We start from the raw sequence: 25487 nt of genomic DNA on the forward strand, positions 1-25487 counted from the left end.
GGACGCTCCAGTCGGGGCTGCATCCTTGCCGGAGGTGGCAATCTTTTCGCGCACCACGGGCGGTTCCACGGGCTTCTTTGCAGATGTTGGCGCCGCGGATCCCGGCGTATTCGCCGCTCCCCGCGCCTTGCCGGAGGAGGCAAACAGACTCTTGATGCTGTTACCGGCGCGCAGGGTCAGCTTTCCCAACTGATCCATCAACCAGAACCAGGAAAGCCCGGTGCTGACCGTCAACGCAAACAGGAATATGGCAATCAGCAACAGCGTTGTCGCCGGCAGATTGAAGAAACGCACCATGGCATCGGCGACCGCTGCGCCCAGCACTCCCCCGGAACTGACACCAAGCCCGAACACGGAGTACAGCGACAGCAGACTGGTCGCCGACAACAGAATCAGCAGAAACCCACCGAAGCGTACCAGGAACAATGGCATGTGCATGTCGATGGGGTCATTTCGGCGCTGGATGAGCATGAGGGCGTAAGCCGCGATCATCACCGGGAACAGGAAGGCCACGTGACCAAAGAAATCACGGAGCAGGCTCGCGAGCCAGGCACCGGTGCGGCCGGCATAATTCTGCACACTGGTTTCATGGCCAATGCTGGCCCAGCCGGGGTCCGCGGGGCTGAAAGTAACCAGTGCCATGCCCAGATAGATACACAGTGCAATCAGCGCAATCACGGCGCCTTCTCTGGCCCCCTGGGCCAGAAAACGCCGGAATCGCAACTGCTTGTCGGTCAGCTCCCCTGATTTTTTTGCTTTTGCGCTCTCAGCCATGAATGCTCAGACAGTTCCCTGACGGTAATTTTCAAGAACCTCAAACCCGCGCTGCAGGTCGGTTTTGAGATCCTCAACAGCTTCAATACCTACCGAGATCCGTACCAGATTTTCGGTAATGCCCGCCTGCTCCTTATCCTCCGGAGACAGTCGGCCATGGGTGGTCGTGGCCGGATGCGTAATGGTTGTTTTGACGTCGCCAAGATTGGCGGTAATGGAGATCATCCGGGTCGCGTCTATAAAAGCCCAGGCCTCGTCTCTCGCGCCTTTCACGGTAAACGAGAGCACGCCTCCGAACCCGCTCTGCTGACGCTTTGCCAGATCATGCTGCGGGTGGTCGGGCAAACCGGCATAGAACACCCGATCCACTGTGCCCTGCCCTTCCAGCCATTTGGCCAACTCTAACGCATTGTCACAGTGGGCGCGCATACGGATTGGTAAGGTTTCCAGACCCTTAAGGAAAACCCACGCGTTGAACGGGCTCATGGTGGGGCCGGCTGAGCGCAGAAAACCGTAAACTTCATCCATCAGTTTATCGGGACCAACCACCACGCCGCCGACGCATCGACCCTGCCCATCCAGGTACTTGGTAGCGGAATGAATAATGATGTCCGCACCGTGCTCTAGTGGCCGCTGGAGGACCGGCGTACAAAAGCAGTTATCCACCACAAACAGGGCATCATTATCGCGGGCGAGCCTGGCCAGAGCCGCCATATCCGCCACTTCACACAGAGGATTGGACGGGGTTTCAATGAAGATCATCCGGGTTTCCGGACGCACGGCAGCCTGCCACTGGGCCAGGTCCGTCAGCGCCACAAAGGTGGTTTCCACACCGAATTTGGCAAGGTACTTCTGGAACAGGACGTTGGTGGTGCCAAATACGCCCCGTGAGCAGATTACGTGGTCGCCGGACTTCATAAGAGCCATGCAGGTTGCCAGGATGGCCGCCATGCCGGAAGCGGTTGCCACTGCCCGTTCGCCACCTTCCATGGCCGCAATTCTGGCCTCGAATGCCTGCACCGTGGGGTTGGTAAAGCGGGAATAGATATTACCCGGCTCATCGCCCCCGAACCGCGCCGCCGCTTGGGCCGCGCTGCCATAGACAAAACTGGAGGTGGGGAAAATCGCGTCACTGTGTTCCAGCTGACCAGTGCGGATCTGCCCGGCACGGACCGCGAGAGTGTCCACAGACATGCCCTCGAGATCCGACTCGGGGATCAGGACATGCTCTTCGCGGCGGTAAGTCATGACAAACTCCTGTTTACAACCATGGTCTTATCAGTCTTCATCGTTATACAGATCAATAATACCGTTATCGGAGGAATCGGATGAATCTCCGCCACTGGCCTGAAAGCGGTTTTCATCGTTACGGGCGGCTTCCAGTTTGTTCAGATACGCTGCGTCCACATCACCGGTCACATAGTTCCCGGTAAACACCGAGCATTCCCAGCCTTCAATCTCTGGATTGACGTCGTTAACGCAGGCGATCAGATCCTCCAGATCCTGGTACAACAGCCAGTCGGCACCAATCAATTGGCCGATTTCATCAACGCTGCGACCATGGGCAATCAGCTCATTCACCGACGGCATGTCGATGCCGTACACATTGGGGTAGCGCACGGGCGGCGCCGCCGAGGCGAAGTACACCTTGCGTGCACCCGCATCCCTGGCCATCTGCACAATCTCCTTGCACGTCGTGCCCCGGACGATCGAGTCGTCCACCAGCATTACATTCTTACCGCGAAACTCCAGGTCGATGGGGTTCAGTTTCTGGCGGACGGATTTCTTGCGCATTTTCTGGCCGGGCATAATGAACGTACGGCCGATATAACGGTTCTTGATAAAACCTTCCCGGAACTTTACCCCCAACCGGTGCGCCATCTGCATGGCAGAGGTACGGCTGGTGTCGGGAATGGGCATGACCACATCAATGTCGTGATCCGGGCGTTCCCGCAGCACCTTTTCAGCCAGGGTTTCCCCCATCCGCAGGCGCGCCTTGTAAACGGATACCTGGTCAATAATGGAGTCAGGCCGGGCGAAATACACGTGCTCGAAAACGCAGGGGTAGAGATGGGGGTCTTCTGCGCACTGCTGGGTGTACAGCGTGCCATCCGTTTCAATGTACACGGCCTCACCCGGCGCAATATCCCGCACCAGTTTGAATCCGGCCGCGCTGAGAGCGACGCTCTCGGAAGCAATCATGTACTCCTCACCCTCTTCAGTCTTGCGCACGCCATAACAGGCCGGACGAATACCGTTGGGATCGCGGAAGCCGACAATGCCATAACCGGTAATCATCGCAATGACGGCATAGGCCCCGCGGCAACGTTTGTGCACGGCGCGCACAGCGGCAAAGATCTCTTCCTTGGTCGGGTCAAGCTTGCCCAGCTTCTGCAGTTCGTGGGCGAACACGTTCAGCAGGACTTCGGAATCGGAGTTGGTATTGATATGGCGCAGGTCGGTGCGGAACAGATCGTTGCTGAGGTCTTCCGCGTTGGTCAGGTTACCGTTGTGGGCAAGGGTAATACCGTAGGGGCTGTTGACATAGAACGGTTGCGCCTCGGCCGAGCTGGAACTGCCGGCTGTCGGGTAACGCACGTGGCCGATACCGACATTGCCCACCAGTCTCCGCATATGACGGGTGCGGAATACATCCCTGACCAGCCCGTTGTCTTTGCGCAGGAAAAAACGTTCATCCTGAAAGGTAACAATTCCCGCTGCATCCTGGCCCCGGTGCTGTAATACGGTCAGCGCATCGTAAAGCGACTGATTCACGTTGGAAGTACTGACTATGCCGACAATGCCACACATGGATACGGTAATCTCCGAGGTGTTAAAACTGAATGTTAGCGGGTTGCGGAAACGGGGTCCGCACTATCGTCCGTCTGGATATAGGAGGAGCTGTCCGTGCCACCACCTGCCGGCCCGAGAAAGCGGGCGAATTCATCTCCAAGGGTCCTGCGTGACCAGTCCTCGACCACAGCCAGACGGTCAATCATCACGGATGTGCGCCACCAGGTATCTTCCGCGAGAGGCGTATAGCGGGTGAAAGCAATAGCAACAATGACCACCACAAGGCCTCGTAACAGACCAAAGCCCATCCCCAGTACCCGGTCAGTTGCTGACAGGCCTGTCGCCTTTACCAGGTGACCGATCAGGTTATTGATGATGGCGCCGACGATCAGGGTGGAAAAAAACAGGATGGCAAACGCTGCAACCAGGCGCACCAATGGCGTCTCAACGGTGCCCTCAAGAAGAGACTGCATCTGGGGGTGAAACGTTCGGGCAATAATAAACGCACCCACCCAGGTTATCAGTGACAGCGCTTCCTTGATGAAGCCACGCTTGAGACTGATAAGGGTAGAAACAGTAATCAGGGCAATGATGACCCAGTCGATCCAGATCAGCGCATCCATGGAAAACCCGGTGGAGGAACGGAAGCGCGAATTCTATCAGGAAACGTCACCTGACCAAACCGCCCATTACGCAATACTGAGCGCCGCCTGCCGCCTTAACGGTCCCCTGACGTTACCAGGCTGTTGAGGCCGAAAGCTTTGTCCAGTGCCTGTTTGGCTTTCTCGGCCTCTGCTTTCTCGGCAAAGGGACCGGTGAAAACCCGGGTCAGCTCTGCATCGCCACGGGTCACCTGCTGAAGGTGAGACTTGTAGCCCCTGTCCCGGACCTTGTCGCGAAGGTTTCGGGCGTTGTCAGCGCTACCAAAACTACCCAGCTGCACCACCCAGGCGCCCTCAAGGGACCGGGTAAATTCGGCGGAATCCTCCTCACTGACCGGTTCTTCCGGCTCAGTCTCGCTGGCCTGCTGTTGAGACACCTCAGGCTCCTCGACCGTGGGAGCCGGCTCAGGTGCCTCTACCTCTGACACCTCCCGGGGAGGCTCTTCAAAGGACGGCTCTGGCACTGAAGACGCAGGCTCGTCCTCACCGGATTCTTCAAGACGGTAGGCGGGCGCATCGGCAACGTCCGGTTCCGGCGCTTCAACTTCCGGAAAAGGGGGTTCTTCGGGAATCTTGATGGAGGTGGATTCACGTTCGGAGTGTGGCTCATCAAACATCATCGGCACGAAGATAACGGCGAGAGACACCAGCACGAGCGCTCCGATGATTCTTTGCTTCAGTCCGTCCACGTTACGCTAACCCCTGTTAATTCACGACTTGCCATAATTGACCAATACCGCGTCCGATAATAACCGCCGCCTACAGAGAACTCAAAGGCTCATCCCGGGGATGACGGATATTTAAGATGCGTCATTTTCCCAGAGCATCACGAGCCGCCGCCACGGTATAGAAGGATCCGAACACAATGATCAGGTCATCCTGGGACGCTTGCGCCAGAGTAAACTTCAGGGCTTCCCAGACCGACGACCATCGCTTTGGCAAAGGCTCCTGGATAACCTCAACCAGGCGTGCTGCCAGCTCCTCGCTACTCAAACCCCGAGGCACCTCGAGCCCCACCAGGTGCCATTGATCCACAACCAGGCTCATGGCCCGGGCGACACCCTCCACATCCTTGTCCGCAAGTGCTCCATAGACAGCGATGACGTGTCCGCCAGGCTTTCTCTGACGGCCAAGCCGCGCTGCAAGCCAGGCCGCTGCGTGAGGATTGTGACCGACGTCTGCAACAACCTCGGGCAATGCGTTCAGAGTTTCGTAACGTCCAGCCAGCGTGAGCCCTGCGAGCAGCTGTTCAATCGCGGACAACTCCAGCGCCGGTTCAAGCTGACGAATGGCAACAACCGCAGCGGCCAGGCTGTGGACAGGAAGCCCGGTATCTGGAAGCCTTACATCGTCGCCGTAACGGGCCTGCCTGAGGATGAACCCGCCCGTTGCATTTCCATCCCTGTCGGAAGCAACGAGCTGATAGGTTTCACCCGGGTGCTCCAGCCGGACCTTCTGGGCAGATGCCTGCTGCAGCACGGACTTGGGGGGATCAATGTCCGCATAAATGGCACTGATGCCAGGGCGAAGTATTCCCGCCTTCTCGAAGCCGATCGACTCTCGGTTATCGCCGAGAAACGATACGTGATCAATGTCCACGGACGTAATGATCGCCAGATCCGGATCCAGCACATTCACCGCATCCAGCCGGCCGCCGAGCCCTACTTCCAGGACCCAGTCCTCGACACCCGCTTCCTCAAACAGTACGAATGCAGCAAGGGTGCCAAACTCAAAATAGGTCAGTGTGGTAGTACCGCGCGCAGCCTCAACCCGCTCGAAGGCGCGAACGAGCAGTTCGTCGGTCACGTTCGAGCCGTTGATACGGACCCGTTCATTGTAGTGCTGAAGGTGCGGCGAGGTGTAGGCACCGGTCGACCGCCCTGCCCTGATCAGAAGTTGTTCAAGCGCTGTGACAGCGCTGCCTTTGCCATTGGTACCGCCAACCGTAATGATCCTTGCTGACGGACTTCGGCGAAACAGGCGCCGCAGTACCAGAAGAACACGGTCAAGGCCGAGGTCGATTTCCGAAGGGTGGATGGATTCCAGGTAACCAAGCCATTGCTCAAGGCTGGCTCCAGCGCCCGGCACAACAGAGTGCCGGGCGCTGGAATCATTCTGCGGGGACATCGTTTTCCGGACGCTCCGACACTTCAAACTCTATCGGTTCCTCCGTAGCCGGCTTATCGAGACCGGTAAACTTCGCCAGCAACGCTGCAATACGCTCGCGCATCTGGTGGCGGTGCAGAATCATGTCGATGGCACCATGCTCCAGCAGGAACTCGCTGCGCTGGAAACCTTCCGGAAGCTTCTCACGAACCGTCTGCTCAATCACCCGCGGGCCGGCGAAACCGATCAATGCGTAGGGCTCCGCGATGTTCAGATCGCCCAGCATGGCCAGGCTGGCGGAAACGCCGCCAAAAACCGGATCCGTCATCACGGAAATGTAGGGAATGCCTTCCTGCTTCATGCGCTCAAGCACCGCTGCGGTCTTGGACATCTGCATCAACGACAGAATGGCTTCCTGCATGCGCGCACCACCACTGGCGGAGAAACAGACCAAGGGAATCCGCTCCTCCAGACAAACGTTAGCCGCCTGGACAAACTTTTCACCCACCACCTGGCCCATGGAACCACCAAGGAAGTTGAACTCGAACGCTACCGCAACCAGGGGCGTATCAAGACAGGTGCCGCGCATGGCCACTAGGGCATCTTTTTCACCGGTCGCCTTCTGATTCTGGGTCAGGCGATCCTTGTAGCGTTTGCTGTCCTTGAACTTCAGTCTATCCCAGGGCTCCAGATCAGCTGCGATCTCCTGCCGGCCATCGTCGTCAAGAAAAATATCCAGGCGGCGGCGAGCGGTCACCCGCAAGTGGTGCTGACATTTGGGACAAACATCCAGATTCTTGTCGAGCTCCGGCTTGTACAGAAAAGCCCCACACTTCGGACATTTCTTCCAGAGCCCCTCGGGAACCCCGGTCCGTTGCTTGGAATCCGAGCGGATTTTGCTCGGCATGATCTTGTCCAGCCAGTTACTCATGGTCTCATCCTGTCCTTATATGCCTGCCGGAAACCCGTCTGATCAGGAAGGCAGGCTGTCCAGTGCTTCGCGCATCGGGTGAAGCAGATCTGTCAGCGCCCGTTTGAGCTGATCAGGATCTGCCTGATTCCGGGCTATTGTATCCACCAGCACACTACCGACAATTACACCATCGGATACCTGACCGACAGCCGCAGCGGTGGCTGCATCACGAATACCAAAGCCGACGGCTACCGGAAGCGCCGTGAGTTCGTGAATATGGGCGACGTTCGCGGCGACCTCATCAACGTCGATCTTACCCGCGCCAGTCACACCCTTGAATGAAACATAGTACACATAGCCGGAACTGTGCTCACTGATTGCACGAATCCGATCATCAGTGGTGGTTGGCGCCAGCAGAAATATCGCATCCAGGTTGCGCGCGGTGAATAACGGCGCTACTTCATCGGCTTCTTCGGGAGGCAGGTCGACGGTCAGAATGCCATCGACGCCGGCATCGACGGCTCCGTCGGCAAATTTTTCCTGGCCCATGGCTTCCATGGGGTTAAGATAGCCCATCAGCACGATGGGCGTTGCGTCATCTTTCTCGCGGAAGCTTTTCACCATCGCCAGCACCTGGCGCAATGAGGTTCCATGCTTGAGCGAGCGCTCACAGGCGCGCTGGATCACCGGACCATCCGCCATGGGGTCCGAAAATGGAACCCCCAGCTCGATGATATCTGCGCCGGCATCCACAAGGGTGTGCATCAACTCAACGGTCTGATCCGGGTGCGGATCCCCTGCGGTAATGTAAGGGATCAGCGCCTTGCGACCCTGCTCTTTCAGGGCCTTAAGCACCCCTTCGATTCGACTCATGCCTGCTCCTTTGTTGTTGCTTAAACCTCAATACCATCTATTTCGGCGATCGTCTGCATATCCTTGTCACCGCGTCCGGAAATGTTGATGACTACCACCTTGTCTTTGTCCATGGATGCGGCAAGCTTGATTGCATAGGCAACCGCGTGAGCCGTTTCCAGCGCCGGCATAATGCCTTCTACGCGAGTCAGTTTGCGGAAACCGTCCAGCGCCTCGTCGTCGGTCACTGACACATACTGTGACCTGCCAATGTCCTTGAGCCAGCTATGCTCCGGACCAACACCCGGATAATCAAGGCCGGCACTTACCGAGTGTGTGCCAGCGATCTGGCCATTCTCGTCTTCCATCAGGTAAGTACGGTTGCCGTGCAGTACGCCCGGCCGCCCGGCGCTCAGGGGTGCGGCGTGCTGGCCGGTATCGATACCAAGGCCACCGGCTTCCACACCGTACAACTGAACGCTCTCGTCCGTCAGGAACGGATAGAACATGCCGATGGCGTTGGATCCGCCGCCCACGCAGGCCACCAGCGCGTCCGGCAGCTTGCCGGTCCGGTCCAGACACTGGGCGCGGGTTTCACGGCCAATCACTGACTGGAAATCACGCACCAGCAGGGGATAGGGATGGGGCCCTGCGACGGTGCCGATAATGTAGAACGTATCGTCAACGTTGGCGACCCAGTCCCGCATGGCATCGTTCATGGCATCTTTCAGTGTGCGGGTACCACTTGTCACCGAGTGAACCTCGGCGCCCAACAGCTTCATGCGATACACGTTGGGGGACTGACGCCTGATGTCCTCTTCACCCATGAAGACATGGCACTCAAGGCCAAGTCGCGCACATACCGTAGCCGTGGCCACGCCATGTTGCCCGGCGCCGGTTTCGGCGATCACCCGTTTTTTGCCAAGAAACCGCGCCAGAAGTGCCTGCCCGATGGTGTTGTTTACCTTGTGCGCGCCGGTATGATTCAGGTCCTCGCGCTTGAGCCAGATCTGGGCCCCACCGGTTTCCCGGGTCAACCGCTCGGCAAAGTACAGCGGGCTTGGCCGACCCACATAATGCGCCAGGTCCCTGTCGAATTCGGCCTGGAATTCCGGATCATCCTTGAGCCTCTTGTACTCGCGCTCGAGGGTCATCAGGGAATCAAACAGGGTCTCGGAAACGAATCTTCCGCCGTAGGCACCGAAGTGACCCCGTGCATCCGGAAGCGCCTTGAGCATTTCTTCAGTCAGTTTCATCGACACGGTGAACCTCGTTTATAAAATCAGTGATTTTTTCGACGTCTTTGATGCCTTTGCTGCTTTCCACACCACCACTGACATCGACAGCCCAGGGCCGGACCTGTGCAACAGCGCTGGATACGTTATCAGAAGCCAGTCCACCGGCCAATATGAGCGGCATCGGACGGATTTGCGGAATCAGCGACCAGTTGAAAGCCTGCCCTGTTCCGCCATACCTGTGCGGATCCCAGGCGTCAACCAGCAAGCCGCTGGCGCTCCCGTAAATCCGGAAGGCATCCTGGATGTCCGCCGCTTGCCTCACCCGCACCGCCTTGATCCAGCGCAACCCGAAGCTGTTACAGAACTCCGGCGGCTCGTCGCCGTGGAATTGCAGCAAGTCCAGGGGCACCTGCGAAAGGACCTCTCTTACGAACTCCGCCTCGGGGTTAACAAACAGCCCGGTGGCCGATACGAACGGTGGCATTACACTGACAAGCTCCCTGCCCGCCTCAGCCGTGACGGCTCTGGGGCTGGGTTCGTAGAATACAAACCCGAGCGCATCCGCGCCGGCCGCAGTTGCATCGAGAACATCCTGCTTGCGGGTAATCCCGCAAATTTTAACTCGGGTTCTCATAAGGCATTCATCGCTGTTTTCGATGTATGTGACTGGGACTGCGCGGCCGATTGTCAGCGGGGCTGAACCAGGGTGCTACAAAGTCCGGCCCGCATCGTGCAGCCGGAATCGAAAACTCGTCAGGATACCCAACGTCCACCAGGTACAGGCCATGGGGTGGAGCTGTAACCCCCGCCGCTGTTCTGTCTCTGCGTTCAAGTATCTCACGAATCGATTCCGGGTGCTGCTTCCCAGCGCCAACGGCCATCAGTGCCCCAGCAATGTTGCGAACCATGTGATGTAGAAATGCATTGGCCTGCACATCAATTACGACGAATTCTTCTTTTCGGGTTACGTTGATTGCCTCAAGAAATCGAACGGGCGATCTCGACTGGCAACCGGCAGCCCGAAATGACGAGAAGTCATGTTCGCCCCTCAGGAACTGAGCTGCCTGGTTCATCAGCTGTGCATCGAGCGGGCGAAAGGTCCAGCTGACCTGGCCATTGAGGATGCCCGGCCGCACCGGGTGATTGTAGATCACGTACCGATAGCGTCGATAAGTCGCCGAAAAACGTGCGTGGAAATCACCAATCCCATTGCCCGCCCAATGCACCGCAATGTCAGCTGGAAGCGATGTATTGATACCCATGACCCATGACCGCGGGTTACGCACTGAAGGGGTTTCGAAATGGGCGACCTGGTAACTGGCGTGAACACCTGCATCCGTGCGCCCGGCGCAGACCAGCTCAACCGGGTGATCAGCCACTTTTGCTACCGCCCGGGTCAGTTCGCCCTGCACAGAGCGGACGCCGGACTTCTGGTACTGCCAGCCGTGGAATGCCCGGCCATCGTATTCAAAGGCGAGCGCGACACGCCCCGGCCCGACGGAACTGTCAGTAGTCAGTGGTTGCGGTGTATGGAACAAAGGAGTGCCCGGATTGCAGTGCTGATAACAAAACAAAACGCCGGCGTTGTTCCGGATTTACCCGGTAGCCGGCGTTTTGCGCTATTGGTCCGATTATAACGAATCAGGACAGATTTTTAAGGAGATCCTGAGCTTCGACTTTCTGACCCTCGTCTCCTTCCAGTGCAACCTCCTCCAGGATGTCCCGGGCTCCGTCAACATCGCCCATCTCCACATAGGCCCTCGCCAGATCGAGCTTGGTTGATGCCTCATCGGTTCCCGACAGGAAATCGAAATCGTCGTCATCACCGAGATCGGACTCATCAATGTCAGCCACCCTTGAGGGAGCACCGGCAGAGGAGGAGTCCGAGGCCACCGGCGGCTCTCCGGCGTCGTCGGCAGATTGCTCGGTCTCAAACGCACTGACAAGATCGTCGTCGGTCAGTTCCGGAAACTCATCTTCAACGGCTTCCGCACCGGCTACTGCCTCTTCGGGATCCGCCGGCTCTTCACCGCTCAGGGCATCCTCAAGACCGAGGTCCTCGTCGAGTGATGCTGAGTCTTCTTCCGCTTCGGCGCCTACCTCTTCAACATCCAGACCTTCCGTACCCGCAGAATCACCGGAATCGGCAAATTCCTCCATCAGTGCCAGATCATCGTCGGACACATCAAGCTCCAGATCATCCAGTGCGTTCTCGTCACTCTCAACGGACATGTCGTCGCTGGCAACCTTGTCCAGCTCGGCATCCAGCTCATCAAGAAACGACTCATCCAGCGAATCAAGGTCGCTTTTCTCCAGCTCTTCACCTTCTGGCGCGGTTTCCGTGGATTCTGCGGTTTCGGTTTCAAAGTCACCGAAGTCAAGGCTCAGATCTTCATCCTTACCTTCTTTTGCAACCTCTTCGGTAGGCTCTTCCGTGATCTCATCCTCCAGGGTGAAATCGAAAGGTTCATCGTCCAGATCATCGGGCTGAGCCCTGTTTGTTACCTCTTCCGCAAGCTCGTCAGTGTCGTCCGCGGAGGACTCAATGCCAGACAGGTCATATTCAACCATGTCGTCGGGACCGGGCTCCCGGTCAACACCTGCCTCGTGCGGCTCATCGAGGTCCAGCTCAGAGAAGTCCGTCTCCAGACTGCCAAACTCGTCTTCCTCGACGTCGTCTGGACGGGATTCGTACCGATCAGCAGCAAACTCATCGGACAGGCTGTCTTCCTCGAGAGCCTCTGCTCGGTCTTCGGATGATTGGCCGCCAGTCTCAAAGGAGTCGGATCTGAGCTGCGACTCAAGATCGTCGATGCTGGGCATGGACTCGGTTTCTTCGAGACGCGACTGCAACCGATGAGCTTCGGCAACGGCCTCCTCGTCACCAAGGGCCTCAACTTCACTCAGCTGTTTATCGAACGAAGCCCGGTCCTGCATATCTGCATAGACACCCAAAAGCTTCAGGCGCAGATCACTGCGGCTCGGCTCTCGGGAGATCGCTGTCTCGAGTGACTGAGCGGCCTGATCCATGCGGCCATAAGCAATGTAGGCGTCCGCTTCCGCTAGCGCATCCCCGTCCGATGCCATGGCGCCTTCGTCGTCATCCAGCGTCAGGTCGAACGAATCCGTCTCATCCCCGGTTTCGCTGTTGAGCTGATCATAAAACGCCTTTTCGCGGTTGGCGTTACGACGGGCCAGCAACAGCAGCAGTAACAGCAATACGATAAGACCACCGCCCAGGGCAATCTGATACATGGGGTTGTTGGTGATGGCGCCGATGATATTGTCCGGGAAGCCTTTGTCAGGCTGGGCCGGTGGCGTCGTGGGCTGCTGATCCGGCTGCTGGGAAGACGGCGCTGCTGCAACGTCTGCCTCTTGTTCGCGGTCACCGTCAGTGGTCGACATCTCAGTTGCCGACTCGCCCACAGCAGGATCTTGTTCTGCCATGGCAGTGTCCTGGTCTGTGGCGGACTCATCCGCAAGGTCGGCATCGACAGCGGCCACCTGGTCTTCCGCAGCGGAGTCAGCCGCTCCGGTGTCGGTTTCAGCCGCGTCGGACGTACCCGCGTCCGCTTGGGCCATATCCGTTGCGGAATCGTCACTGGCCTCAGGGTCGTCCCCTGCCACCTGCTCTGCCAGCGTTTCTTCATCAGGCTGGTCAGCGGGCTGTTCGCCGTCTGCCTCGCTTTCCACCTGCTGAATTTCCGCAAGCTGGGTATTCTTGAGTTCCAGCAGCCGCTGCAGTGTTTCAACCTGCTCCTGCAGATCGTCAACACGGCCGGTAAGTTCCTCGTTTTCACGGCGAGCGCTTTCCAGCTCCTCCATGGCAACCGCAGAGCCGGCATCCACGCCACCGGCTGTGTCACCGTCTCCGCCTGCAGAGCCACCTTCATCAGCATCGCGGCTGCCAGTGTCATCACTGGCCAGCAGCCTCAACTCATCGCCGCCGGCTCCACTCTGCGGGGCCTGATTCGACGCCACCTGGGTTTCCGTGGCGTCAACGGTGCGCTCCGGGTTCGAGAATTCCTCGTTCTGGATCGCCACCTGCCTGCTGGCTTCGGCCCGGGTGCGGCGGCGAACGTCCTCAACATCAGGCACACGCAGCACCTCACCCCGCTTCAGACGGTTGATATTACCGGCCATAAAGGCATCCGGATTGAGATCCTGCAGGGCCAGCATCACCTGTTGCGTAGACAGGCTGCTGTCGGGGCGTACGCTGACAGCGATGGTCCAGAGAGTGTCTGACGGTCCGGTTGGCCCAAAGGTACGCGCACGCTGCGTGGTGGTGCGCTGGGGCTCCTGCGACCTTGCCTGGGTTCGGGGTTGCGTTTGCTGCCGTGGGGGCTGCGATGCCTCGGTCGTGGCAGGCGCGGAAATCTGTTCCCGCACCCCGGATTCCTCTGCGTAGACTGGCGGATCAACCAGAACAGCGTATTCCCGCATCAGACGGCCATTGGGCCAAGTCACTTCCAGCAGGAAATTGAGATAGGGCTCCCGTAGTGGTTCGCGGGATGTCACATTGACCACCAGGTTGCCATCGCTTGCGGTGGTCACCTGGAAATTCAGTTTGGTAAGGAAATAGTTCCGATCGATACCAACCCTTTCATAAGCTGAATCGGGAGCAATGTTTACAAACACATCACCGGGGTCAACTCCCTCGGTTTTACGCAGATTGATCTCTGCATCCAAAGGCTCATTCAGATAGGACTGTAACTCAATCTCTCCCAGACCCAGGGCCTGTGCGACGCCGGAACCGAGCCCTCCCGCCAGAGCCAGAGCAACCGCAAGCTTGCGTACCTTCATGCTTTTTCCTTACCAGTCTCCGTTATTCGTTACTGTTCATGCGAACAGATATCGGACGAGGTTGGATGACTTCCGTCTTGATTACTATCGTTATTATGTAATGTTTTTAATATTCGGCCCGGCAAGTATTGTTGATAACAGGTCTTTAATCAATCAATAAGCCGCAGTCCTTGGACCATTTCTTTACATATATTCAGTAACATATTGTTACCGATGGACCATCCGGCTGGCCTGATCCCCAAAAGTGCCTTTCTGCAGGGCCAACAGGGGCAGGACATTTACAAAGCGCTTCCGAAAATAACAGGGGCGGGGGCATATTTCAGCCTCCGCCCCTGACCGGTTCTCTGAAACCGGACACAGTTGGCATAATTTTGCCCGCTGTGGATCCTTTTACTTCTCCTGAAGGATGCGAAGCATTCGCCGCAGTGGCTCAGCCGCGCCCCACAGCAACTGGTCACCTACTGTAAAGGCCGAGATGTACTCGGGGCCCATAGCAAGCTTGCGAATGCGACCGATGGGCACACTCAGGGTTCCGGTCACCTTCGCAGGTGTCAGTTCCTGGATGGTGGCGTCACGTTCGTTGGGTATCACCTTAACCCAGTCGTTGGCCTGCGCCAGTATCGACTCGATTTCGTCGACCGGCAGATCTTTTTTCAGCTTGATCGTCAGTGCCTGGCTGTGGGACCGCATGGCGCCAATGCGAACGCAAATGCCATCAATGGGAATGGGGTTGTCGCTGCGACCGAGGATCTTGTTGGTCTCGACGCCGGCTTTCCATTCTTCCTTGCTCATACCGTTATCGAGTTGCTTGTCGATAAACGGAATCAGGCTGCCTGCCAGCGGCACCTCAAAGTGCTCGGTGGGAAAGCCATCAGAGCGCATGGTATCTGTGACCTTGCGGTCAATCTCGAGAATGGCAGATGACGGGTCTGCCAACTCGTCACTGACGGCATTGTTGAGCTCACCCATCTGGTTCAGCAGTTCACGCATGTTCTGCGCGCCTGAGCCGGAGGCTGCCTGGTAGGTCATGGGGGAAACCCACTCGATCAGGTCCTGCTCCAGCAGACCACCAAGGGCCAGCATCATCAGGCTGACGGTACAGTTACCACCGACGTAATCTTTTACGCCCTTTGCCAGAGCATCATCAATCACGTTGCGATTGACCGGATCCAGAACGATCACCGAGTGATCGACCATCCTCAATGTGGAGGCGGCATCAATCCAGTAGCCCTGCCATCCGGCATCACGCAGTTTCTGATAGACAGCGCCGGTGTAATCACCGCCCTGGCAAGTCACCACCACGTCGAGGGTTTTCAGGGTGTCGATGTCGAACGCATCCTGCAGCGCAGGTACGCCTTCCTTGCCAACATCCGGAGCCGGCTTGCCCGCCTGGGAGGTGGTAAAGAAGATTGGTTCGATATCCGCAAAATCATTTTCTTCACGCATGCGCTGCATGAGGACAGAGCCCACCATACCGCGCCAGCCAATAAGTCCAACTCGCTTCATGTGCGACCTTTGAACCTCGTTTTATGCCCGCCCTCTGCCTTTATCGCTGGCAGGGACAGGATGGATGATCCCGCGACAACAGCGTCGCGTTGTCGTCGGGTCTCAAAATATTACCGGGCTCAGAGCGCGGCCAGAACCGCGTCCCCCATCTCCCGGGTCGATACCTTCCGGCCCTCGGAGGACATGATATCCGCCGTCCTCAGGCCCTGATCAAGCACCTTGCTGACTGCAGCCTCAATTGCCTCGGCGGCTTTTTCCTCGCCAAGACTGTAGCGCAGCATCATCGCTCCACTGAGAATGGTCGCCAGTGGATTGGCTATGCCCTGGCCCGCAATATCAGGCGCGGAACCATGACATGGCTCGTACATGCCCTGCTTCTCGGAATTCAGAGAAGCGGACGGCAGCATCCCGATGGACCCGGTCAGCATGGCTGCTTCGTCCGAAAGAATATCACCAAACATGTTGCCAGTCACAATCACATCGAACTGCTTGGGCGCCCGGACCAGTTGCATGGCTGCATTATCAACGTACATGTGGGAGAGCTCCACATCCGGATATTCCCTACGCAGGTCTTCCATGATTTCACGCCACAGAACAGTAACTTCCAGCACGTTCGCCTTGTCGACGGAGCACAGCTTTTTGCCCCTTTGCTGGGCAGCCTCGAAAGCCACCCGCCCGATACGACGAATTTCCGATTCGGTGTAAGCGTAGGTGTTGTAACCCTGGCGCTCCCCGTTCTCCAATTCACGCACCCCGCGAGGCTGACCGAAATAGATACCACCGGTCAGTTCACGAACAATCATGATATCGAGGCCGGATACCACTTCCGGCTTCAGTGATGACGCCGAGGCCAGCTGGGGATACAGAATCGCAGGGCGCAGATTGGCGAACAGCTCAAGATTGGAACGCAGCCCCAGCAAGCCCTTCTCCGGACGACTTGCCATGGGACGGCTGTCCCACTGCGGCCCGCCGACAGCACCGAGCAGAATGGCGTCCGCCTTGCGGGCCTTGTCCAGGGTATCGTCGGGCAGCGGCGTATCACATTCCTCAATCGCTGCGCCACCGACCAGGGCGGACTGGAAGTGCAGCCCGAGGCTAAATTTCTCATTAACTTTGTGCAGGACCTTTTCCGCCTCAGCAACAATTTCCGGGCCGATGCCGTCGCCAGGGAGCATCAGGATAGATCGGGACATAGTGTTTCCTTGATATTTTACTACGTTGTCGGATTACAGGTTTTGGTCGGCGCTGAACAGCCAGGGCGCGGTTTCCCGCCGTGATGCTTCATAGGCCTTGATCACCCCCGCATCCTCCAGCGTCACGCCGATGTCATCCAGACCATTGAGCAAGCAATGGCGGCGAAAATCATCTACCTCGAAACCGAACGTCTCACCGGACGGCGTGGTAACGGTTTTTGCCTCCAGGTCAATGGCCAGCTGGTAGCCTTCTTCCGCTTCCGCCTCCTGGAAAAGCTGATCAACAATTTGCTCTTCCAGAACAATGGGTAACAAGCCATTCTTAAAACAGTTGTTATAGAAGATATCGGCGAAACTGGGCGCTATGATAACGCGAAAGCCAAAATCTTCCAGCGCCCACGGGGCGTGCTCACGGCTGGATCCACAGCCAAAGTTGCGCCGCGCCAGCAGCACGCTGGCGTTCTTGTAGCGGTCCTGGTTAAGCACGAAGTCCGGGTTGATCGGCCGCTGCGAAGAATCCTGGTCGGGCTTGCCCTCGTCCAGGTACCGCAGTTCATCAAACAGATTAGGGCCGAATCCGGTGCGCTTGATCGACTTCAGAAACTGCTTCGGAATAATCATGTCCGTATCCACATTGGACCGGTCCATGGGGGCAACAATGCCCTTGTGTTGCTTTAACGCTCGCATCGTGTCTCTCCTGTGGATCAGTTCATCATCTCGCGGACATCAACAAAGTGACCATTGATCGCCGCTGCAGCTGCCATCGCCGGGCTCACCAGGTGCGTCCGGCCACCAAAGCCCTGACGGCCTTCAAAGTTGCGGTTGGAGGTCGACGCACAATGCTCTCCCTGCCCCAGCTTATCGGCGTTCATGGCCAGACACATGGAGCACCCCGGATCGCGCCATTCCAGGCCCGCCTCGAGAAAAATCCTGTCGAGTCCTTCCTGCTCCGCCTGGACTTTCACCAGGCCGGAGCCGGGCACCACCATGGCCTGCTTCAGCAGAGGCGACACCTTGCGGCCTTTTACCACCGCCGCGGCCTCGCGAAGGTCTTCGATGCGGCTGTTGGTGCAGGAACCAATGAACACACGGTCCAGCTTGATCTCGGTAATCGGCATATTCGGCTTCAGGCCCATGTATTTCAGGGCGCGAACAATGCCTTCCCGCTTGATAGGATCCGCTTCCGCCTCAGGGTCCGGCACGTGGCCACCCACACCGGCGACCATCTCCGGAGATGTGCCCCAGCTTACCTGTGGCATAATCTCGGAACCTTCCAGCTCCACCACCTTGTCGAACACCGCATCGTCATCGCTATGGAGGGTCTTCCAGTATTCGATCGCGCGGTTTCGCATCTCGCCTTTTGGCGCGAACGGGCGGTCTTTCACGTAATCAATGGTGGTCTGGTCGACCGCTACCATGCCCACCCGGGCGCCAGCCTCAATGGACATGTTGCAGATGGTCATGCGGGCTTCCATGGACAGGTTACGAATCGCCTCACCACCAAACTCGATGGCGTGGCCTGTGCCGCCAGCGGTACCAATTTTGCCGATGATAGCCAGTACAACGTCCTTCCCAGTCACGCCAGGCCCGAGCTTGCCATTCACCTTCACCAGCATGTTCTTCATCTTCTGCTGGACCAGGCACTGGGTCGCCAGAACGTGCTCGACTTCGGACGTACCAATACCATGAGCCAGACAGCCGAAGGCCCCGTGGGTAGAGGTGTGAGAATCGCCACACACGATACTCATACCCGGCAGCGTTGCGCCCTGCTCCGGCCCGATCACATGCACGATGCCCTGGCGCTGATCCTTGATCTTGAACTCAAGAATCCCGAACTCGTCGCAGTTTTTGTCCAGGGTCTCGACCTGAATCCGCGACACCGGGTCGACGATGCCTTCCACACCGCGAGCACGGTCCGTTGTCGGTACGTTGTGATCCGGCGTAGCCAGGTTGGCATCCAGCCGCCAGGGTTTGCGCCCTGCCAGACGGAGGCCCTCGAAAGCCTGTGGTGAGGTCACCTCGTGAAGCAGGTGCCGGTCGATGTATATCAACGCCGAGCCGTCATCCCGCTGCTTGACGAGATGGTCGTCCCACAATTTGTCGTATAAGGTCTTGCCCGCCATGTTCTCTCTCACTCTCTGGGGGTTTCTGGTTTTACCACTATGGGTCTATCTTACCGCTTACCTCTGGATAACCTCAATTCATGTTTTTTATGTTGCGCATTCCTTTATGTCATATTAGGCTCGGGCCAACCTGCCACTGAACACCCTATCGAGGTCATCACAAATGGACGCAAACGCACTCAAGGCGTTCCTGACCATCGTGGACCAGGAATCATTTTCAGACGCTGCAGAGCTGCTCCACCTGACTCAGCCTGCAATAAGCAAACGGCTGGCTGCGCTGGAAAACCAGCTGGGCACAAAGCTGATTGACCGGAGCAACCGGCAGGTACGGCTGACCGATGCGGGCGCGCGCCTGCTGCCCCATGCGCGACGGATTCTTGATGAGGTTCATAACGCCCGCCAGGCACTGTCGGATCGCGAAGGGGCGGTTTCCGGGCCGCTGTCGGTCATTGCCAGCCACCACATCGGCCTGCACCACCTGCCGGCCTGGTTGCGGCGGCTGAACCGGGATTATCCGGAGGTGTCGCTGGAGCTGCAGTTCATGGACTCCGAAGGTGCCTTCGGGCAGATGCGCAAACGTACGGCGGAGCTGGCGTTTGTGACCTTAAGCGAAAGTATGGATCAGGCCTTCGAGGTGTATGTGCGCTGGGAGGATGCCATGGCTTTCGTGGTATCGCCGGAGCACCCGCTGGCCATGCTGGACAACCCGGGGCTCGAGGACCTTTCCCGGTATGATGCCCTGCTGCCGGAAGCAGGAACTGCGACCTATCGCACCATCAGCCGACTGTTTCTCGACGCCGGACTCGCATTGAAAATCCAGATGCCCACCAACTATCTGGAAACCATCAAGATGATGGCCAGTGTCGGGCTGGGCTGGAGTGTGTTGCCAGTGAGCATGGTGGACGACTCCTTGACCGTACTGTCCGTGCCCCACTCCGTCAGCCGTATCCTCGGCGGCGTGGGATTGAAAGGCCGGTCGCTGAGCCCACAGGCCCGGGCATTGCTGGATATCGCATCCGAACTGCAGTAGCGCCGGTTAATGCTCCGGCGGCGGCCTCAGCCCCCGCCAGGTGATGACAATGGCAATAGCCATGGCAATCGCCCCACCCCAAAAAGCGGCCGAGGTACTGAAACCGTCCACCAGAAAGCCCGACATCCAGGCGCCAATCGCACCACCAGCGCCGAAGGTGAGCCCGCTATACAACGCCTGCCCCTGACCGTGATGGTGTCGCCCAAAGAATCCCTGGATGTACTGCACCGAAATGGCATGGAGTGCGCCGTAGGAAGCAGCGTGCAGCAGTTGCGCGAAAATCAGAACCGCCAACACATCAGTCATTTCCGCAATTAACACCCACCGAATCATCGTCAGAGCCAGGGCCCCGATCGCAATCTGCCGCACTGTGAAATTCCGCGTCAACCGGTGCATCACCAGAAACAGCCCAATCTCTGCCAGCACCCCCAGCGACCACAGCAGCCCGATCGCCAGCTTGCCGTAACCGTGCTGCGCCAGGTGGATACTGAAAAAGGTGTAATAGGCCCCGTGAGATACCTGCAGCAGGAAATTCATCAGAAAAAACGTCACTACCGCCGGGTGCGTCACGATGGCCTTCAGACTGCCCTTGGGCGCCGGCGGCTTGCGCTCGCCCCGCTCCGACGGCACCAGAAACGCAGACACCGCAATCCCTGCAAACACCGGCAACAATAACCACGGCAACAGGCTAATCGGCACCAGCTCCAGAATCCCGCCCACTAACGCCACGGCCCCGATAAATCCCACGGAGCCCCAAAGCCGGACCTTGCCGTATTTATCGCGCTGGCTACCCAGCGAACGCAGGGTTATGACCTCATACAGCGGAAGAATCGCATTCCAGAAAAACGTAAACGCCAGCATCACCAACAGAAGCCCGTAAAATCCCGGCTCCAGGAACACCCCGATGAAAAACAGTGACCCGGTAATCGCCCCGAACCGAACCAAACGGACCCGCTGTCCGGTTTTGTCACCCAGCCAGCCCCACACATTAGGGGCGATAATCTTGGTGAGCTGGATTGTGGCCATCAACGTGGCGATCTGAAGGTAGGAAAACCCCCGGTCTTCAAGATACAGCGACCAGTACGGCAGCAAGCCCCCGAGGAGGGCGAAGAACCAGAAGTAGAGGTTGGAAAGGCGCCAGTAGATAACGAATTCTCCAGAGAGTTATCACAGAGGTTCAATCGCCACGGAGGACGGGGCCATTCAAAACCGTGGAGCGCCAGGGATGGCGCGACCGAGCCCTACATGGAAGTATTTACGTGGCGTGTTTTGAATGGCCCTGTTCTTCGTGGCAGGCACCGCTTTTGGCCGTCTAATTGTCGGACTACGCCTTTGGCTAATCCGACCTACGAGTGTTGATAAATCAGGCCTGGCCTATGTCCGGGGTAGAGACAGAAACATCTCCGTTCTGACCGCGATGGCGCAGGTAATGGTCCATCAGCACGATGGCCATCATTGCCTCCGCAATCGGCGTGGCCCGGATACCCACACAGGGATCGTGCCGGCCGGTGGTAATCACCTCCACCGGATTGCCGTGCACATCAATACTGCGCCCCGACAACCGCAAACTCGAGGTCGGTTTCAGCGCCATACTCGCCAGAATCGGTTGCCCGGACGAAATACCGCCCAGCACGCCACCGGCATGGTTCGACAGAAACCCCTCGGGAGTCAGCTCATCCCGGTGTTCGGTGCCTTTCTGATCAATGCAGCCAAAACCGGCACCGATTTCCACACCCTTGACCGCGTTAATGCTCATCAGGGCGTGGGCCAGGTCCGCATCCAGGCGGTCGAATACGGGCTCACCCAAACCGGGGGGCACGCCCTCGGCTACCACATTGATACGGGCACCAATGGAGTTACCTTCTTTGCGCAGAGCATCCATGTAGGCTTCCATCTCCGGAACCTTGTCTGCATCAGGACAGAAAAACGGGTTTTCATGGACCTGGTCCCAGTCCAGCTTTTCGATCTTTATGGGGCCAAGCTGGGACAGGTAGCCGCGGATCCTGATACCCAGTCGCTGTTCGAGGAACTTACGCGCCACCGCGCCAGCCGCCACGCGCATGGCCGTTTCCCGCGCTGAGGAGCGGCCGCCACCGCGATAGTCACGCACACCGTATTTATGCATGTAGGTGTAATCAGCGTGAGCGGGACGGAACTGCTCGGAAATCTTTGAGTAGTCCTTGGAGCGCTGGTCGGTGTTTTCGATCACCAGGCCAATGGGCGTGCCGGTGGTTTTACCTTCAAACACACCGGACAGAATCTTGACCTCGTCCGCTTCACGGCGCTGGGTCGTGTGCCGTGACGTGCCGGGTTTGCGGCGATCAAGATCCCGTTGCATGTCCTCTACCGACAGTTCCAGCCCCGGGGGGCAACCATCGATAATGCAGCCCAAAGCGGCGCCATGACTCTCGCCAAAGCTGGTAACCGTAAACAATTTTCCGAAACTATTTCCCGACATGATTCAGTATCTTATCCAAGGTTTTTAACAAAGATCTTCAGCAGTCAGCAGGAACACGCCGTCACCGCCATTTTCAAATTCCAGCCAGGTAAAAGGCATATCCGGATACGCTTCCTGCAGCGCCGGCCAGCTGTTGCCGACCTCAACAATCAACAGGCCACCCGGGTTCAGGTGCTTCGCTGCACCTGCCAGAATCCTGTGGGCAATGTCCAGTCCGTCACCGCCGGCGGCCAGGCCCAGTTCCGGTTCGTGGCTGTATTCCGTCGGCATATCCGCTATGTCTTCAGCATCTACGTAGGGAGGATTGCTGAGGATGACATCGTAACGACCCTCAATGCCGTCAAACACATCCGAACGAACGGTTCTGACACGGTCGCCAACATCATGATACTCGATGTTTGCCTCTGCTACCTCCAGGGCATCAGGCGAAATATCCGACAGGTCCACCTCTGCTTCGTCAAACACGGTGGCGGCCGCGATACCGATACAACCGCTGCCGGTGCACAGATCCAGCACTCTGCCAACGGGATGTTGCCCCAGCCACGGCTGCAAACCGCCCTCGATCAGTTCCCCTAGCGGGGACCTCGGCACCAGCACGCGCTCATCAACGTGAAAGGGAAGTCCCATAAACCAGGCCTCACCAAGCAGATAGGCCAGAGGCACCCGCTCGCTGATCCGGCGCTCCATGCGGTCAACAATCAGTTGACGTTCATCCCGGGTCAGGCGTGCATCCAGAAACACAGTGTTGTTTTCCAATGGCAGATGAAGGCTGCGCATAACCAGCTGGACTGACTCGTCCCAGACATTGTCGGTGCCGTGGCCAAAAAAAAGGGGCGAATCGGCAAAACGTGAGGATACATAGCGCAGGTAATCCCTGACAGTATGCAGGTCGTCAATCGGGCTGGTCACAAGCTCTCTTCCTGTCCGGAAATGGTAAAGGGCCGGAATTATACGCTTCCACGCCCATGATTACAGTGCCAGCGGCCCGGAGCTGTTGAGGTTTTCTTCGTAACGATCAAGGGCCGCAGACATGCGTTCGCGGCCCAGCTGGATTAATTCCGGCGCCTTGTGATAGTCATAGCTGCGACCGGCGTTCTTGGGGATATTGACCAGCAGATCCGGCGGATAGCCGGCAATTTTGTACTGCACCAGGGCGCTCTGCATGGTTTCAATGGTCAGGTTCATTACATCGAACTTGCCAATGCCAAGTTTGTCCCAGTCAATGGTTTCGTGATCATCCTTGTTCTTGGCCGGTTCCGTCTTGATAGCCGCCGGCGTACTCTTCGTTTCATTCTTGGCCACCGCCTTGCTGATCTTTTCCTCCGGCGACTCCGACGGGACAGAGTCCTTGCGTGCGGTAAAGGTCTTGATGGCGTCCCAGTCGAACCAGCGGGAAGCCTTGTCACGGATCTTGTCCACCCACTCATCAAGCTCTACACCATCGCCTGCGGTGTTTGCGAACGCTGCATCCGGCAGGCGACGGCTACGGTCATCCTCGCCGCTGAGGTTGACCGCCACGACCATGTCCGCATGAGAGGAAATGGTCGGAATAATGGGTAAGGGATTCAGCAGTGCGCCATCAACCAATACACGCCCGTTCAGCACCAGTGGCGTGACAACACTTGGGATGGCGACGGAGGCGCGGATCGCCTGGTCCAGCGGGCCTTCCTGGAACCAGATCTCCTTGTGGGCCAGCAGATCGGTGGCAACGGCGGTGTAGGCCAGCGGCAGGTCTTCAATGCGGGTATCACCAATCATTTCCCGGACCACGGAAAAGATCTTCTCACCACGAATGGCGCCCACGGAATTGAAGGTGACATCCAGCAGCTTCAGCACGTCAAACTGCCCCAGACCGGTTACCCAATCCTTGTAATCCTTCATTTTTCCGGCGGCGAACACCCCACCAATCAGCGCGCCCATGGAACAACCGGAAATGGCAACAATGTCGTAGCCCCGCTCCACCAGTATCTCGATGGCGCCGATATGGGCATAGCCCCTGGCACCGCCACTACCCAACGCCAGGGCAACGGTTTTGCCCTTGCCCGTTTCACCGGACGCAGGTTCTTCGTTCGCCCGGCAAGACTGCGCCGCGGAGATGCCCGTACTGGTGACGAGGTTCGAAATGGCGTCTTTGGGCTTCTCGTCCTGCTGCTGGGATGCGGAATCCGTCGGCTTGCTCATCCCTTCACCTCGTAATCACCATCAATTCAACCCGATCGCCCTGGCGGTCGGGATTGGGTATGACGACCGCAGGCCCCACCGTAATAGTCGTCTGCAGGCTTTCGGAAATGCCGCTTTTAACAAGCACCTGAGCCAGGGAGTCGGCCGCTTTCTCGGCGCGCTCCATAGACTCCTCGAAGCTTTCGTCTTCCTGCAATTCAGAATAGGCGGTCAGAATAACCCTGGCGCCCTCTTCCCCGGCCCAGTCATTGATCACACGGCGATCAGCAGCGGTCCAATCGAACTGGAAGGTAATACCACCTTGCCAGTGCACTATAATAGGTCCCTTGATTCGGGCACTCTCGTTACCCAGGCCGGGGATCCCGGTACCCTGGGGAGCCACCAGATGCTCTACCCACACGAACTCCCGATTGTTGCCCCGGGTAACCGTGTAAACCAGGGTCACCCAGGGCTGCCCGTTCTCATCGATTGAGCCTCCCACCAGGTAATCCTGATTGGTGTCGCGGCCATACAGCTCGGATTGATCGAATATCTGGTTTGCCCAGACATTACTGCGCCCGCAAGCACGGCCGGAGCACTCAAACAGCACCTGCGCCCCCCGCGCCTGCAGCTGCCGCAGGTAATGATCTCTTGCTTCTTCACGGTTAGCGCCCCGTTGTACCTCATACAACTGCCCGACGCCCTTGACCGGGAGCCGGGCCATACTGGCTGAGCGTATTTCATTATTGATTTCCCTGACCGGGCTGAAAAGAATCAGGTGCCCGGGAGAATCGATCGTCACTTCCTCCTCCAGATTGGCCTCGGGAAAAGCTTCCGGCGGGGGCATTTGGGCCGACACCACAGCCGAGCCGCCCA

Annotated in this window: 21 protein-coding genes and 1 pseudogene; 1 reads left to right on the top strand and 21 read right to left on the bottom strand. The window is 57.9% G+C overall.

Features of this window, described 5'->3' with window-relative positions; genetic code table 11:
* Positions 1-243: 243 nt before the first annotated feature.
* The 16 genes and pseudogenes from DIT71_RS18540 to leuC form a co-directional block, all read right to left on the bottom strand.
* A pseudogene (locus DIT71_RS18540) lies at positions 244-774 on the bottom strand (DNA translocase FtsK 4TM domain-containing protein); the annotation flags it as partial.
* Positions 775-780: 6 nt separating this feature from the next.
* Positions 781-2022, bottom strand: a complete 1242-nt coding sequence (locus DIT71_RS08895) for an O-succinylhomoserine sulfhydrylase (protein WP_114612828.1) — start codon at positions 2020-2022, stop codon at positions 781-783.
* A 30-nt stretch (positions 2023-2052) separates the two neighbouring features.
* On the bottom strand, positions 2053-3585 hold the full coding sequence (gene purF / locus DIT71_RS08900; RefSeq protein WP_114612829.1) for an amidophosphoribosyltransferase: 1533 nt from the start codon (positions 3583-3585) through the stop codon (positions 2053-2055).
* 35 nt (positions 3586-3620) lie between these two features.
* On the bottom strand, positions 3621-4190 hold the full coding sequence (locus DIT71_RS08905; RefSeq protein ID WP_114612830.1) for a CvpA family protein: 570 nt from the start codon (positions 4188-4190) through the stop codon (positions 3621-3623).
* Positions 4191-4285: 95 nt separating this feature from the next.
* Positions 4286-4918, bottom strand: a complete 633-nt coding sequence (locus DIT71_RS08910) for an SPOR domain-containing protein (protein ID WP_114612831.1) — start codon at positions 4916-4918, stop codon at positions 4286-4288.
* Between the two features lie 121 nt (positions 4919-5039).
* Positions 5040-6356, bottom strand: coding sequence for a bifunctional folylpolyglutamate synthase/dihydrofolate synthase (locus DIT71_RS08915; protein ID WP_114612832.1), 1317 nt, complete (start codon positions 6354-6356; stop codon positions 5040-5042).
* Positions 6340-7266 (bottom strand): acetyl-CoA carboxylase, carboxyltransferase subunit beta, encoded by a 927-nt coding sequence (gene accD, locus DIT71_RS08920; RefSeq protein ID WP_114612833.1) that lies wholly within the window; start codon positions 7264-7266, stop codon positions 6340-6342. The genes DIT71_RS08915 and accD overlap by 17 nt, the downstream gene beginning before the upstream one ends.
* A 42-nt stretch (positions 7267-7308) precedes the next feature.
* Complete coding sequence (gene trpA, locus DIT71_RS08925) at positions 7309-8121, bottom strand: tryptophan synthase subunit alpha (RefSeq protein ID WP_114612834.1); 813 nt, start codon at positions 8119-8121, stop codon at positions 7309-7311.
* A 20-nt stretch (positions 8122-8141) separates the two neighbouring features.
* Positions 8142-9350, bottom strand: a complete 1209-nt coding sequence (gene trpB, locus DIT71_RS08930) for a tryptophan synthase subunit beta (RefSeq protein ID WP_199490991.1) — start codon at positions 9348-9350, stop codon at positions 8142-8144.
* Entirely contained in the window at positions 9343-9972 is a 630-nt protein-coding gene (locus tag DIT71_RS08935) for a phosphoribosylanthranilate isomerase (RefSeq protein WP_114612836.1), read from the bottom strand. The genes trpB and DIT71_RS08935 overlap by 8 nt, the downstream gene beginning before the upstream one ends.
* A 7-nt stretch (positions 9973-9979) precedes the next feature.
* Positions 9980-10876, bottom strand: a complete 897-nt coding sequence (gene truA / locus DIT71_RS08940) for a tRNA pseudouridine(38-40) synthase TruA (protein ID WP_114612837.1) — start codon at positions 10874-10876, stop codon at positions 9980-9982.
* A 103-nt stretch (positions 10877-10979) separates the two neighbouring features.
* The gene (locus DIT71_RS08945; RefSeq protein ID WP_114612838.1) at positions 10980-14141 is read right to left on the bottom strand and encodes a FimV/HubP family polar landmark protein; all 3162 of its coding nucleotides are present in this window, start codon (positions 14139-14141) and stop codon (positions 10980-10982) included.
* A 390-nt stretch (positions 14142-14531) separates the two neighbouring features.
* On the bottom strand, positions 14532-15647 hold the full coding sequence (asd, locus tag DIT71_RS08950) for an aspartate-semialdehyde dehydrogenase (protein ID WP_114612839.1): 1116 nt from the start codon (positions 15645-15647) through the stop codon (positions 14532-14534).
* A gap of 119 nt (positions 15648-15766) precedes the next feature.
* Complete coding sequence (gene leuB / locus DIT71_RS08955; RefSeq protein ID WP_114612840.1) at positions 15767-16840, bottom strand: 3-isopropylmalate dehydrogenase; 1074 nt, start codon at positions 16838-16840, stop codon at positions 15767-15769.
* A 33-nt stretch (positions 16841-16873) separates the two neighbouring features.
* The gene (gene leuD / locus DIT71_RS08960; RefSeq protein ID WP_114612841.1) at positions 16874-17527 is read right to left on the bottom strand and encodes a 3-isopropylmalate dehydratase small subunit; all 654 of its coding nucleotides are present in this window, start codon (positions 17525-17527) and stop codon (positions 16874-16876) included.
* 17 nt (positions 17528-17544) lie between these two features.
* Positions 17545-18963 carry a 3-isopropylmalate dehydratase large subunit gene (gene leuC / locus DIT71_RS08965; RefSeq protein ID WP_114612842.1) on the bottom strand — a complete coding sequence of 473 codons (1419 nt, stop codon included), beginning with the start codon at positions 18961-18963 and terminating at the stop codon, positions 17545-17547.
* 163 nt (positions 18964-19126) lie between these two features.
* Between leuC and DIT71_RS08970 the strand changes: the two genes are divergently transcribed.
* Positions 19127-19993, top strand: a complete 867-nt coding sequence (locus DIT71_RS08970) for a LysR family transcriptional regulator (RefSeq protein WP_114612843.1) — start codon at positions 19127-19129, stop codon at positions 19991-19993.
* Positions 19994-19999: 6 nt separating this feature from the next.
* Here the strand turns inward: DIT71_RS08970 and DIT71_RS08975 are convergent, their stop codons facing one another.
* The 5 genes from DIT71_RS08975 to DIT71_RS08995 form a co-directional block, all read right to left on the bottom strand.
* Complete coding sequence (locus tag DIT71_RS08975) at positions 20000-21139, bottom strand: MFS transporter (protein ID WP_114612844.1); 1140 nt, start codon at positions 21137-21139, stop codon at positions 20000-20002.
* Between the two features lie 217 nt (positions 21140-21356).
* Positions 21357-22451 (bottom strand): chorismate synthase, encoded by a 1095-nt coding sequence (gene aroC, locus DIT71_RS08980; protein WP_114612845.1) that lies wholly within the window; start codon positions 22449-22451, stop codon positions 21357-21359.
* A 24-nt stretch (positions 22452-22475) separates the two neighbouring features.
* Complete coding sequence (prmB, locus tag DIT71_RS08985) at positions 22476-23360, bottom strand: 50S ribosomal protein L3 N(5)-glutamine methyltransferase (protein ID WP_114612846.1); 885 nt, start codon at positions 23358-23360, stop codon at positions 22476-22478.
* A gap of 60 nt (positions 23361-23420) precedes the next feature.
* Positions 23421-24632, bottom strand: a complete 1212-nt coding sequence (locus tag DIT71_RS08990) for a patatin-like phospholipase family protein (RefSeq protein ID WP_114612847.1) — start codon at positions 24630-24632, stop codon at positions 23421-23423.
* A gap of 4 nt (positions 24633-24636) precedes the next feature.
* Positions 24637-25458, bottom strand: a complete 822-nt coding sequence (locus DIT71_RS08995) for a DUF4892 domain-containing protein (protein WP_227538018.1) — start codon at positions 25456-25458, stop codon at positions 24637-24639.
* Positions 25459-25487: the final 29 nt, after the last annotated feature.

The sequence above is a fragment of the Marinobacter vulgaris genome (genome assembly GCF_003344045.1).
GTDB classification, from domain to species: Bacteria; Pseudomonadota; Gammaproteobacteria; order Pseudomonadales; family Oleiphilaceae; genus Marinobacter; species Marinobacter vulgaris.

What these genes read in the sequence shown, in the direction of transcription:
- DIT71_RS08895 (WP_114612828.1), bottom strand. Translation starts at nt 2,022, where the DNA reads ATGACTTACCGCCGCGAAGAGCATGTCCTGATCCCCGAGTCGGATCTC.
- DIT71_RS08970 (WP_114612843.1), top strand. Translation starts at nt 19,127, where the DNA reads ATGGACGCAAACGCACTCAAGGCGTTCCTGACCATCGTGGACCAGGAA.
- DIT71_RS08905 (WP_114612830.1), bottom strand. Translation starts at nt 4,190, where the DNA reads ATGGATGCGCTGATCTGGATCGACTGGGTCATCATTGCCCTGATTACT.
- leuB (WP_114612840.1), bottom strand. Translation starts at nt 16,840, where the DNA reads ATGTCCCGATCTATCCTGATGCTCCCTGGCGACGGCATCGGCCCGGAA.
- DIT71_RS08945 (WP_114612838.1), bottom strand. Translation starts at nt 14,141, where the DNA reads ATGAAGGTACGCAAGCTTGCGGTTGCTCTGGCTCTGGCGGGAGGGCTC.
- DIT71_RS08935 (WP_114612836.1), bottom strand. Translation starts at nt 9,972, where the DNA reads ATGAGAACCCGAGTTAAAATTTGCGGGATTACCCGCAAGCAGGATGTT.
- leuD (WP_114612841.1), bottom strand. Translation starts at nt 17,527, where the DNA reads ATGCGAGCGTTAAAGCAACACAAGGGCATTGTTGCCCCCATGGACCGG.
- asd (WP_114612839.1), bottom strand. Translation starts at nt 15,647, where the DNA reads ATGAAGCGAGTTGGACTTATTGGCTGGCGCGGTATGGTGGGCTCTGTC.
- DIT71_RS08995 (WP_227538018.1), bottom strand. Translation starts at nt 25,458, where the DNA reads ATGCCCCCGCCGGAAGCTTTTCCCGAGGCCAATCTGGAGGAGGAAGTG.
- trpA (WP_114612834.1), bottom strand. Translation starts at nt 8,121, where the DNA reads ATGAGTCGAATCGAAGGGGTGCTTAAGGCCCTGAAAGAGCAGGGTCGC.
- leuC (WP_114612842.1), bottom strand. Translation starts at nt 18,963, where the DNA reads ATGGCGGGCAAGACCTTATACGACAAATTGTGGGACGACCATCTCGTC.
- accD (WP_114612833.1), bottom strand. Translation starts at nt 7,266, where the DNA reads ATGAGTAACTGGCTGGACAAGATCATGCCGAGCAAAATCCGCTCGGAT.
- aroC (WP_114612845.1), bottom strand. Translation starts at nt 22,451, where the DNA reads ATGTCGGGAAATAGTTTCGGAAAATTGTTTACGGTTACCAGCTTTGGC.
- DIT71_RS08915 (WP_114612832.1), bottom strand. Translation starts at nt 6,356, where the DNA reads ATGTCCCCGCAGAATGATTCCAGCGCCCGGCACTCTGTTGTGCCGGGC.
- purF (WP_114612829.1), bottom strand. Translation starts at nt 3,585, where the DNA reads ATGTGTGGCATTGTCGGCATAGTCAGTACTTCCAACGTGAATCAGTCG.
- DIT71_RS08990 (WP_114612847.1), bottom strand. Translation starts at nt 24,632, where the DNA reads ATGAGCAAGCCGACGGATTCCGCATCCCAGCAGCAGGACGAGAAGCCC.